The sequence below is a fragment of the Variovorax sp. M-6 genome (assembly GCF_052114385.1).
Classification (GTDB): Bacteria; Pseudomonadota; Gammaproteobacteria; order Burkholderiales; family Burkholderiaceae_C; genus Variovorax.
Genome location: NZ_JBFREQ010000051.1, coordinates 21727 through 34221, shown reverse-complemented (window position 1 = coordinate 34221; position 12495 = coordinate 21727). Strand labels below are relative to the sequence as shown.

The window sequence follows — 12495 nt, the reverse complement described above, 5'->3', positions numbered from 1 at the left end:
GGCAGCAAGGTGTCGGTGTACGACGGCGCGGCCAAGCTGGGCGAAGTGGACGTTGACGGCAACGGCAACTGGAGCTTCACGCCGGGCAAGGCGCTGGATGACGGCCCGCACAGCTTCACGACCAAGGTGACCGACCCCGCGGGCAACGAAAGCCCATCGAGCACGCCGGTGACCGTCACGGTGGACACCTCGAAGGTCGAAGTGTCGATCGGCTCGCTGGTGGACGACCAAGGGGCGATCACGGGCAGCATTGCGCCGAACGGCGTGACGGACGACACGCGCCCGGAGATCCAGGGCACGGGCAAGGCCGGCAGCACCATCACGGTGTACGACGGCACGAACGTGCTGGGGACGACGACGGTGCAACCCAACGGCACGTGGAGCTTCACGCCCTCGGTCGACCTGGGGCAGGGCGCGCACAGCATCACGGCGCAGGCCGAGGATCTGACGGGGACCAAGAGCGAGGCGACGCCTGCGTTCGTCTTCCGCGTGGACACGGTGGCGCCGTTGGCGCCGACGATCGGCGAGGTGACGGACGACGTGGGCGAAGTGCAGGGTGCGCTGATGAACGGAGCGACGACGGACGACCCGTCGCCGACGCTGTCGGGCAAGGCCGAGGCGGGCAGCACGGTGACGGTGTACGACGGCGGCAAGCCGCTGGGCAGCGTGAAGGCCGGCGCGAACGGTGACTGGAGCTACACGCCGACGACCGGCCTGAACGAAGGCAAGCACGAGTTCACGGTGAAGGCGACCGACGCGGCGGGCAACACCAGTGCGGAGTCGGACAAGTTCACGCTGACGACCGACTACACGGCGCCAGACGCGAGCAAGCTGGCGATCACGGGCGTGGAAGACGACGTGGGCCTGGTGACGGGCAACGTGGCGCCTGGCGCGACGACGGACGACAGCCGTCCGTTGATCCATGGCACGGGCACGGCGGGCGACACCATCATCGTGATGGTGAAGGACGGGGTGGGCAGCCGCGAGCTGGGCCGCGCGACGGTGGGGGCGGACGGCAAGTGGTCGCTGCAAGTGCAAACGGCGCTGGCGTCGGGGTTGAACGAGTTCACGGCCATCGAGATGGACCCTGCGGGGAACAAGACCAGCCCGAGCAACCCGTACACCGTGACCTTCGACGACAGCGTGCCTGCGACGTCGATCGCCATCACCTCCATCACGGACGACACCGGGACCTCGGCCCACGACTTCGTCACCAGCGACACGTCGCTGACGATCAACGGGACGCTGACCCAGGCGCTGGCCAGCGGGCAGCGTGCCCAGATCACGGTCGACGGCGGCAGGTCCTGGCAGGACGTGGTGGTTTCCGGCACGAGCTGGAGCTACGTCGACAGCCGGACCCTGAGCGATGGCCAATACGATTACACGGTGCGCGTCATCAGCGCTGCCGGGGTAGCGGGTTCCATCGACCAGAAGACGGTCACGATCGATACCCAGAGTCCGACCAACAAGACGACGGTCGACCTGGCCGCGGAAAGCGACTGGGGCCTGTCCAACACCGACAACATCACGGCGAACGTGACGCCGACCATCAACGGCAAGGTCGGGGCGGGCAGCGACACGGACCTGAGCAAGCTGCGCGTCACGCTGTTCGACGACGTCAACAACGATGGCAAGCTGGATGCGGGCGACCGCGTCTTCAGCAGCAGCATCTCCGTGGCTGCCGATGGCAGCTGGAGCTACGACCTGCCGAGCCTGAGGGACGGCAGCTACCGCTTGAAGGCAGTGGTCACCGACCAGGCGGGCAACGCGTCGTCGACGGTCTCGACCCTCGACGGCAAGGGCTCTAGCCTGGTGATCGACATCGACAGCATCGCTCAGACCATCCGGGGTGGGGCGCAACTCGACCAACTCGGCTACGACGTCACCAACATCGGGGACTTCAATGGCGACGGCTACGACGACCTGATGGTGTCCGCGCCCTTTGCCGACAATCGCTCCGGAGCGAACGGGGACAACGCGGGCGCGGCCTACATTCTGTTCGGTTCCGCCGCCGGCATTCCCGCGATCGGCAACTACCTGGGTTCGAACACCAGAGACCTGAAGCCCGAAGAGGGTCTGAAGATCTTCGGCGCGCCGCGAACGGAGGACCGACCCGACGACATGGGCAGAGCCATCAACTATCTGGGCGACATCAACGGCGACGGCTATGACGACGTCCTGATTGCCTCGCACGCGAACGACAAGGCCTACGTAGTCTTCGGCGGCGCGAACGGCACCTGGGCCAATGGCCAGCTGAACCTGGCGACAATCGACCGGGGACAGAACCAGTACGGCTTCAAGGTCGCGCTCCCGGTGGCCGACGACAGCGCCTTCACCACAGGCGTGGGCGCCGCCGACATCAACGGCGACGGCTATGCCGACCTGCTGCTGGGCGACCCCACGAATGGCTCGGGTGATCGCGGCGGTGCCGTCGTGATCTACGGCCACGCCGGTGACTGGTCCAACATCCAGTTGGTCCTCGCGAACGGACGCTGGACCCTGCCGAGTGGCGTCCACGGCACGAGCATCTTCGGTGCCACCAGCGGGACGTACACCACCCGGGACCTCGGTTGGCAGATCAATGGTGTCGGCGACGTCAACGGCGACGGCATCGAGGACTTCGTGATCGCCGATCCCAGTGGAAGTAACCCGATGATGGCGTCGAACCAACCGGGGGGAACGAACTACCTGATCTACGGCAGCAAGGACGGCCTGCCGGCCACCCTCGACCTGAGCAGGCTCACGCCGGACCAGGGCATCCACATCAACGGGATGCGAGGGGAGGCGCTGGGCGGCACGGTGTCCCTCGGCTCATCGGGGGGCAACACGATCGCCGCGCTGGGCGACATCAATGGCGACGGCATCGGCGATTTCGCAATCGGGACGGCGCACTCCGATCCGGGCAACCCGGGTCGGGTGTGGGTGATCTATGGCAAGCAAGGAGGCTATGGCAAGGACATCAACCTCGACGCGATGTTCACCTCGGGCAATTCTGCGAGGCCGAGTGGCTACGTGCCGACTTTCACGGCGGCCGATGGCTTCCTCCTGGTCAACGAGAAATCGACGGCCACCAGCCAGAGCACTGCGGACGAGAACTTCGGCATGACCATTCGCGGGATGGGTGACGTCAACGGCGACGGCATCAACGACTTCATCATCGGCGCAGAGTTGGCCGACGGCGACGGCAAGACCGACAACGGGGCGGCCTATGTGGTCTACGGGCGCAGCGAGAACTTCGAAGCCCCGGTGATCTCGATCAAGGACATCATGAATGATCCGTCGAAGGGCTATGTGCTGCGCGGGGCGAACGAGTGGGGCGGCTGGGACCGCTACGGCTCGGGCGTCGCGATCGGCGACTGGAACGGCGACGGCGTGGCCGACGTCGCGGTCGGCGCACGGTATGGAGACAACATCGGCGCGACGACCTCCGATAACGGCGCACTCTATATCTACTACGGCACGCCGAACTTCACCCAGGAGTACACGACGGGTGACGACGTGCTGGTCGGCACCGGGGGCGTGGACTTCCTCGCCGGTGGGCTCGGAAACGACACGATCTCGCAGATCGGCACCAAGGACGTCGCGTTGGGCGGCGCTGGCAACGACACGATCCGCATCATCGGCACGGACTTCATGAACGTCGACGGCGGTGTGGGCATCGACACCCTGGTGATGGACGGGAAGGGCATGAGCCTGGACCTCACGGCGCTGAAGAGCAAGGTCAAGGGCTTCGAGCACTTCGATCTCGGCAGCGACGGGGGCAACACCCTGGCCGTGCAAATGAGCGACATCGCGCGGCTTGGGAAAACCAACGTGCTGGTGAGCGATGGCAAGACGCAACTGGTGGTGCATGGCGATGCCACCGGCCAGGTGAACCTGGTCAATGCGGGTGCGGCTGCCGATCGCTGGACGGACGCGGGAACAAAGACCGTGGACGGCTCGGTCTATCACGCCTACACCAACGTGGCTGGAACGAGCGAGCTGCTGGTTGAGGACAGGGTTCACGTCACCATCCTGTAAGCGTCGTGCAGCGTGGCAGCCCCGCGGCTGCCACGCCACCAAAGGCGTCCTTCGGGGCGCGTCAAATTCTTAACTGTCCAAACGATGCCTCCAGCCGAGGCATCAGAGATCCATGCAATTGTCAAAATCCAACCCCATCAGCCGGCGCTTGCGCGCCGGCCGCGGCATCGTTGTTTCCGCGCTGCCGGCCCTGTGCCTGGTCGCGGCGTCGGCCGCCTTCGCGCAGGCTGCGCCAACGGTGCCCAGCGATCGCGAAGGGTCGACCTATCGGCCGGGACCCGCAGTGGCGTCCCATTTGGCCCAGGTGGTCTTCTTCAGGGGCACGGCCCCTTCTTCCGCCGCCAGAGTCCGAGCGGCGGCGCATGTTTACGTGGATGGGGAGTTCCATACGGCGCTGATGCCGAACGGCTTTACGCGCTTCTGCGTCGCCAAGGGCGTCCATGCGCTCGAAGCGTATGTCGGCGATGCGCCCGCGTACGCCGGCAAGGCGGTCCCGAAGACCCAGGCGCTGCTGGAAGGCGGAGTGACGTACTTCGTGGAGGTTTCGCAGCGCGGCATGGGTGCGCCCGTGCCGTTCAGCCGCGCTGACGCCGAGCGCTTGCTGGCGAGTTCTGAGCAACAGCGTCGCTTCGTCAGTCGCGCGAGCACCGTGGTGCCGTGCGAGGACGCGCCGCCCGCAGCCGCCGCGCCGGAAAAGACCCGCTTCACGCTCAACGCGGATGTCCTGTTCGCCTTCGGGAAAGGGGACTATCAGGCGATCACCCCGCAGGGTCGGGCGGCGCTGAAGAAGGTCGCGGACCAGATTCGCGCGCAATCCCCGCAAAGCGTCGGCCTGGTCACGGTACGAGGACATGCCGACGCCATCGGCTCGGTCGCGGGCAATCAGAGGCTGTCCGAGCAACGGGCGCGAACCACCAGCCGTGTCCTGGCCGAGGAAGGCCTTTCCTCGGACCGCATCAAGGTCGAGGGGGTGGGCAGCAGCGAACCGGTCGTGTCCTGCCCGACTGGCGGCTCCAGGCAGGCGCGCATCGACTGCAACAGCCCCAATCGCCGTGTCGAAGTGAATGCCGAGGGCGCGCGCTGAACGCATGCCCGCGCCGGACATTCCGATCCTGAGCCAAGACGAGAAAGGCGGTCGAAAGACCGCCTTTCTGTTTGGCGCATTCCATCTTCTGGATGCTTCCTCGACGGAATGCGGCGTTTTCTCATTCCTTGTTTCAGTCGGTTTTACTAAAGTTCTATCTCCCAAGTGGCTTGCGACGTGAGTGCCGAGATTGCCGCCGTCTTGGCTCATGGGCGACGCCGCCCGAAAGCTCCAACTCTCCAAGCGATTCACCCTGAAGAAGGGTCATCGGACCAGCTCATGCAATTCTCGAATCTCATTGCATTCAATCGGCGCCTGTGCGCAAGCCGCGGCCCCGTCGCCGCGGCGATGGCCGCGGCCTGCCTGTTGGCAGCGTCGGCGGCCTTCGGTCAAGACGCGATGCCGCAGGCGCAGGCCCCGATCACTGCCGCGGCGCCGTCTGCCCATGCGAACCCGGGGGCGGTGTACGAGGCGGTCCCGGCGGTGGCCGCCGACCTCGCCCAGGTGGTCTTCTTCAGGCCCGCGGCCGCAGCAGCCGCAGCGCCTGCCACTGCGGCCCACGTCTACGTGGACGGCCAACTCCATGCCGCGCTGTTGCCCCACAACTTCACACGCCTGTGCCTGGCCAAAGGCAGTCATGCGATCGAAGCCTATGTCGGCGATGCCCCGCTTTTTGCGGGCAAGTCGAATCCCGCGACGCGGGTCCACCTCGATGGCGGCAAGACCTACTTCGTGGCGGTTTCGGAGGGCGGCGGTGGTGACCCTCAACCGCATCGCCGGGTCGATGCCGAACGCCTGCTGGCGGGCGCCCATGAGCAGCGCTACGTCATCAGCCGCGCAAGCACGGTCGTCGATTGCCGGGAGGCGCCAGGCCGCCACGTGGCCGCGACGGCCGGGGCGACCTGAAGCGGCATCGATCGTTTCTTTTTTCAAATCTTGCAATGGCGATGCGCGCCACCCGGGGACAACCCGGCCGGCGCGCAGTGGAGCGGACCCATTTGCACCGGCCCCTGGCAGCCTGCCAGCGGCAAAGCTCGACGGTGAGTTCCACACCGTCGCGAACAAGGAATTTTTATGGCGGCAGTGATGAAACAGGACGTCCCTGTGGACGGGCAGCGTGCGTCCCACGCAGAAGCAGGACCGGATACTTTGCTGGGAGCCGTGCATTGGTTGTGCGTCTACCATGGCCTGACGATCAGCGCGGCGGCCTTGCAGGCGGGATTGCCGCGCGACGCCAGACTGTCGCCCACGCTCGCGGTGCGCGTCCTCGAACAGGCCGGCATCGGCGCGGGCTGGGTCAAGCGCGATGCCGGGGACTTGCTCTCCTATCTGCTGCCCGTGGCGTTGCTCCGCAAGGACGGCGGCGCTTGCGTGCTGGTCGCCCGTCATGGCAAGGGCGGCGCCGCGTCCTATGACGTCGTGCTGCCGGAATCGGGCGGCGGAAGTGTGCGCCTCGATGCCGGCGAGATGAACGAACTCTACGGCGGGCACGCGCTGCTCGCCAAGCCGCATCCGCAGCTGGACGATCGTGCCGGGCCGCAAGAGCAGGAGAGCGGAGGGCATTGGCTCTTCTCCTCGCTCTGGCGCTATCGCCGCTACTACGCCAGCGCGGCGCTGGCGGCGCTGCTGATCAACGTCCTGACGCTGGCCAGCACCTTCTTCACGATGAACGTGTACGACCGGGTGGTGCCTACGGGCGCCTACGTCACGCTGTGGTCGCTGGCCATCGGCGTCATCGTCGCGATGGTGTTCGAGTTCGCTGCGCGCCATGTTCGCGCCCACCTCGTCGACGTGGCGGGGAAGAAGGCCGACCTGGTGCTCGGCTCCGCGCTGTTTCGCAAGGTGCTGGCGACGCGCATGGAGTTCAAGCCGCAATCGGCCGGCTCGTCCGCGAACCAGTTGCGTGAGTTCGAGTCGGTGCGCGACTTCGTCACCTCGGCCACGATCTCGACGCTTTCCGACTTGCCGTTCTGCCTGCTGTTCGTTGACATCATCGCCATGATCGGCGGGCCGCTCGCGCTGGTGCCGCTGCTCGCCATACCGATCATCGTGATGATCAGTGTCGCCATCCAGTGGCCGCTCGCGCGCGCCATGCAGGAGAACCTGCGCGAAGGCTCGCTCAAGCAGGGCCTGCTGATCGAGTCCATCGAAGGCATCGAGTCGCTCAAGGCGGCCCGGGGCGAAGGCGTGATGCAGCAGAAGTGGGAGCACCTCAGTGCGCTGGCTGCGTCCAGTTCGATGAAGTCCCGCGCGCTGTCCAGCATGGCCGTGAACCTCGTGACCTTGATCCAGCAGGTGCAGACGGTGGTGCTCGTGGTGTGGGGCGTGTACCTGATTCATGCGGGCACCCTCAGCATGGGCGCGCTCTTCGGCACGGTGATCCTCGCCGGCCGCGCGACCTCGCCGCTGGCGGCGGTGGTCGGACTCGCGGTCCGCTACCAGCAGGCCAAGACGGCGCTGCGGTCGCTCAACCAGGTCATGGACCAGCCGGTCGACCGGGTGCCGGAGCGGCGCTATCTCGCCAAGCCCCATTTCGCGGGCCGCGTCACGCTGAAGAAGGTCAACTTTTCCTATCCGTCGCCGCCGATGCAGCCGTCGCCGCCGGTGTTGCAGGACATCAGCCTGGAGTTCAAGCCGGGCGAGCGCGTCGCGCTGCTGGGCAACATCGGCTGCGGCAAATCGACACTGCTGCGCGTGATGGCGGCGCTGTACCAGCCGCGCAGCGGCCAGGTGCTGATGGACGGCATCGATATCGGCCAGATCGACCCCGCCGACGTGCGTGCCGCCGTGGGCATGCTGGGCCAGGATGCGCGCCTCTTCTACGGCACGCTCAAGGACAACGTGACCATCGGCAACCCTGCGACGACCACCGAGGAATTTCTGCGGGTGGCGCGGCTGACGGGCCTCGACGCCATCGCGGCGCGGCATCCGCGCGGCTTCGACATGCCGATCGGCGAGGCAGGGCAAGGTTTGTCGGGCGGGCAGCGCCAACTGGTTGCATTGGCACGCTGTCTTCTGCTGCGCCCGCGCGTCCTGCTGATGGACGAGCCGACCAGTTCCATGGACTTGCAGACCGAGCACTACTTTCTCCAACGGATGGCGGTCGCCACCCAGGGCCAGACCGTGATCGTGGCGACACACCGGCTCTCGGTGCTCGAACTCGTGGACCGCATCGTCGTGATGGACGGCGACGGCAAGGTGTTCGCGGACGGCCCCAAGGATGCGGTGCTGGAGAGCTTGCGGGCCAAGGGGCCGAGCGATGGCAAGGCCCCATGAACAGGACGATGGCCGAAACCGGCAAAGGTGAAATCATGAAGAACGAGCAAGCAAGCCCGGCACCCGTGCGGCTGAAGTCATCCACGCATGACGTCGAATCAGTCGCTGCGGCAGAAGGCAGCGAAGCGAAGGCCGCTGCGCCGGCCGCGGCCCAGGGTGGCGGCGGCCGGGCCGCCGGTCCGACCGGACAAGCGCGCAAGGAAGATCTTGCATTCATGCAGGATCTCCGCGAGGCGATGCTGGTCCAGAAGACGCCGGGCAGCATGCTCGTGCTGTACCTGATCGCCCTCATCCTCGTGGTGGCGCTGGTGTGGGCGTACTTCGCGAGGGTGGAGGAAATCACCTTGGGCGAAGGCCGCGTGATACCGGCCAGCCGCGAGCAGGTGATCCAGAGCCTGGAGGGCGGCATTCTGGAGTCGATGAACGTGCACGAAGGCGACGTCGTCGAGCGTGGCCAGATCCTGCTGGAGATCGACCCGACGCGCGCCGGCGCGTCCTACCGCGAGGGCGTGTCCAAGGTTCTGGCGATGAAGGCCTCGATCGCCCGGCTTCGCGCCGAGGCCTACCAGGAGCCGCTGAATTTCCCCGACGATGTCAAGGCCGTGCCGTCGATCGTGAGCGACGAAACGCGTGCGTTCAACGCGCGCCGCCAGACGCTTTCGGCGAGCGTGCAGGCGTTGCAGCGCAGCCTGGAATTGGCCGAGCGCGAGGTCGGCCTGTCCGAGCCGCTGTCGGCGCGCGGCCTGATGTCGGAAGTCGAAATCCTGCGCATGAAGCGCCAGGCCAACGAGTTCCGGCTGCAGATCGCCGAGCGGCAGAACAAGTTTCGGTCCGACGCCAATGCGGATCTGACGCGCCTGGAGGGCGAACTGGCCCAGGCCAGGGAAAACGTCGGCGCGCGCGAGGACGTCATGAAGCGAACGACCATCAGGGCCCCGCTCAAGGGCACGGTCAAGAACATCCGCGTGACGACGATCGGCGGCGTGATCCAGCAGGGCGCCGACATCATGGAGATCGTGCCGCTGGAGGACCAATTGCTGGTCGAGGCCAAGATCAAGCCTTCGGACGTCGCTTTCGTTCGCCCGAACTTGCCGGCCGTCGTGAAGATCTCGGCCTACGACTATGCCATCTACGGCGGCCTGAAAGGCGAGGTCGAGCACATCAGTCCCGATACCTTGAAGGACGACGAGAAGGCGCGCCAGGGCCGTGCCGACGCCAACTACTATCGCCTGCTGGTCCGCACGGACAAGGCGTCCCTGAGTGCCGGCGGCAAGGACTTCCCGATCATTCCGGGCATGACCGCGACGGTGGAAATCCGTACCGGCGAGAAGACGATCCTCAGCTACCTGCTCAAGCCGGTGCTGAAGGCTCGCGAAGCCTTCAGGGAGCGATAGGAAATGACCACATCCCTGCAGTCAGGCGTTGGTGCGCTTCGTTCGCCCCGCGTACGAAGCGGGCTCGCGCGCGCCATGATCCTTTTGCCCTTGTGCCTGAGCGCCGAAGCGATGGCGCAGGCCTCCTCGCCGACGGCGCCCCGGGTGCTTGAATGGAGCAGCTTCGCCGATGACGGCCCGGTGATCAGCGCGCCGAAGATTCCCGCCGCCGTCCCCAAGCCACCTGCGCCGGCACCGATGCCGGCGCAGGAAAAGACGTGGAGCGAGACCGCTCCCGTCCGCACGCCCGTCGCCGGCAGCAGCCAGCGGAAGGCGCAAGAGAAAGAAACGGCGCAGGCCGGAGAAAAGACCGCTACGGCCCTCGGCGAACTCGAGCGGCAAGGCGGCAGCGCTCGCGACTTCCTCGAGCGGATGGTGGCGAAGGCGCTCGCCTTGAGCCCTGACGTCCGCGAGGCCAGCGCCAAGTGGCAAGCCTCCGAGTTCGACATCGCCGAAGTCAAGGGACAGCGCTGGCCGCAGTTGCAGGTGGGCGTGGCGTCTCCCTCGGCGACCTTCGGCAGCGGCACCAACGACTCCGCCCGCAATGCCATCGGCAATGTCCAGCTCACGACGCCGGTGTATGACTGGGGCCGCCTGAGCCGCACCATCGACAGCCGCACGGAGGCATCGAAGGCGGTGCACGAGCAACTGTTGCAGGTGCGCCAGCAGGTCGCCTTCGACACCGTCAACGCTGTCATCGAGTTGCGGCGCGGCCGCGATGCGATGGCGCTCAGCAAGGCCTACGTGGATCGCATGACCGAGTTGGTCGAGATGCTCAGCGAGATCGTCAAGACCGACCGCGGTCGCGCCAGCGAACTGACTCAGGCCCGCGGCCGCCGCCTGCAGGCGATGGCCAGCCTCGACCTGGTAGCGGCCAAGCTGCGCGAGGTCGAGATCAGTCTGGTCAAGCTTGTCGGCGAGGAGGTGACGCTGCCGCCGAATCTGCAATGGGGCAGCGGTGTCGTCGACGTTCAGGAGGCCCTGTCGGCCGCTCCGGAGCATCCGGCCCTGCGTCAGGCACGGGCCGAGGCGAAGGCCGCCGACCTGTACGCTCAATCGGTGCGGGCTTCGAGGTTGCCGCAGCTGAACTGGGTGGTTTCGAAGACGACGCAGGAGGACAGCCTCGGCAAGAGCCAACCGTGGGCGACCGGACTCTCGATCCAATGGAACGCCTTCCAGGGCGGATCGGCGAGCGCTGCGGAGCGGGCGGCGTTCGAGCGCGCCACCGCTGGCGAGGAAAAAGCCCTGGCAGCCACGCGCGACCTGGAGTACCGCTTGCGCACGTCGGCCCAGCAACGCGATGCGGCGTTGAGCCGAGCGGTCGAGTACACGGAGTTGATCAAGGACTCGGACCGCGTGCGGACCATCTTCTTCGAGCAGTGGTACCACCTCGGCAAGCGGACCTTGCTGGATGTGCTCATCGCCGAGAACGACCACTACAACAACCAGATCGCCCAGGTGACCAGCCGCTTCGACGGCGAGGCGGCCGACCTGCGCATCCGCGCGGATGCGGCGATTCTGCTGCCCTGGCTCTTTGGGGCGGCCGATGGCGGGGGGGGCAAGTCGCCGTGAGCGCGTGCGACGGGGCTCGACCGCTCGCTCAGATCGCCCGGGTTTCGAGCGTGTCGGTACCCCGCGGCGAGTCGAACACGGCGCAAGGCGCGACCTTCAGGAAGTCAGGCCATGCTCCCGGGCGTAGAGAAAGATGTCGAGATCGCTCTTCAGCCCGAGCTTGACCATGGCGTCGTTCTTTTGCCGGCTGACCGTCTTGACGCTGCGCGACAGCCGGTCGGCGATGGCCGAGACCGTGAGGCCGGAGGCGAACAGGCGCAGCACTTCGAGCTCGCGCGGCGATAGCTGGGCGGCTTCGCCGGACGACTTGTCGAATTCGCTTTGGCGCAGGCCCTCGCGGAAGGTCGCGCTGACATAGTCGCGACCTTGCGCGACCGCCTGGATCGCGAGCGAGATCTCGGCCATGCCGGCGCCCTTGTCGATCAGGCCGCGCACGCCGGCCTCGATGATCGTGCCGTGCACGCCCACATTGGTGATCATGGTCAGCACGATGATCGGCAACTCGGGATGGTCGCGGCGCAGACGCTGGATCAGGCCGAGGCCGTCGGCCGCCTGCCCACCCGGCATCGAGAAATCGGTGATCAGCAGATCGGCCGGCGTTTCGCGCAAGAGGGCCAGCAAGTTGTCGGCTGATTCGGCCTCGCCCACCACCGCCAGGCCGGGGTCATCTTCGAGCAGGGTTCGAACACCGGCCCGGATGAGCGGGTGGTCGTCAGCGAGGATGACGCGCAGAGTCATGGCAGGTGGATCGTCGTCTTGGAGCACCGAAGATACATCTGATGACAGCTATCTAGGCATATTTTCTGCCGCTAAGTGGGCGGCGAGCAACGAAGGGCTGCAGACCCGCCCGGTCGCCGCCGATAGGGAGGCCCTTCAATGAAGTCCCGGCTTCGGGCGGGTCCAGTGGCCGGCCGTGCGCGCCGCGCGCAGTGGAGAACCTTCTCGAGGGTGACCATGTCACCGTTCGGCGATGAACTGCGAAGAGCCTGCGCTGAGGTTGAGATTCGTCTCATGGTCTTGTGCTGCGCCCTTCGATTTAATTGGACACAGGCAATAGGTGCTGTCTCTCGGACCGCCTGTCTGCCGGATACCTGACCTTCAACTTAGTAA

At 66.4% G+C, this 12495-nt stretch carries 7 protein-coding genes; 6 read left to right on the top strand and 1 reads right to left on the bottom strand.

Going from position 1 to position 12495, the window contains the following annotated elements; genetic code table 11:
- From AB4Z46_RS32930 to AB4Z46_RS32905, 6 genes are all read left to right on the top strand, one after another.
- Window positions 1-4020 (top strand): Ig-like domain-containing protein (locus AB4Z46_RS32930; RefSeq protein ID WP_442287768.1); only part of this gene is annotated, 4020 nt, incomplete at its 5' end.
- Between the two features lie 112 nt (window positions 4021-4132).
- Window positions 4133-5104 (top strand): OmpA family protein, encoded by a 972-nt coding sequence (locus AB4Z46_RS32925; RefSeq protein WP_442287767.1) that lies wholly within the window; start codon window positions 4133-4135, stop codon window positions 5102-5104.
- A gap of 279 nt (window positions 5105-5383) precedes the next feature.
- Window positions 5384-6010 carry a hypothetical protein gene (locus AB4Z46_RS32920; RefSeq protein ID WP_442287766.1) on the top strand — a complete coding sequence of 209 codons (627 nt, stop codon included), beginning with the start codon at window positions 5384-5386 and terminating at the stop codon, window positions 6008-6010.
- Window positions 6011-6265: 255 nt separating this feature from the next.
- The gene (locus tag AB4Z46_RS32915) at window positions 6266-8380 is read left to right on the top strand and encodes a type I secretion system permease/ATPase (RefSeq protein WP_442287765.1); all 2115 of its coding nucleotides are present in this window, start codon (window positions 6266-6268) and stop codon (window positions 8378-8380) included.
- Window positions 8381-8415: 35 nt separating this feature from the next.
- Window positions 8416-9774: an HlyD family type I secretion periplasmic adaptor subunit gene (locus tag AB4Z46_RS32910; RefSeq protein WP_442287764.1), complete on the top strand. Its 1359-nt coding sequence runs from the start codon at window positions 8416-8418 to the stop codon at window positions 9772-9774.
- Window positions 9775-9849: 75 nt separating this feature from the next.
- A complete protein-coding gene (locus tag AB4Z46_RS32905; protein ID WP_442287763.1) occupies window positions 9850-11385 on the top strand; it encodes a TolC family protein in 1536 nt (511 codons plus the stop codon).
- Between the two features lie 96 nt (window positions 11386-11481).
- Here AB4Z46_RS32905 and AB4Z46_RS32900 read toward each other — a convergent pair whose 3' ends face one another.
- Window positions 11482-12123, bottom strand: coding sequence for a response regulator (locus tag AB4Z46_RS32900; RefSeq protein WP_442287762.1), 642 nt, complete (start codon window positions 12121-12123; stop codon window positions 11482-11484).
- Window positions 12124-12495: the final 372 nt, after the last annotated feature.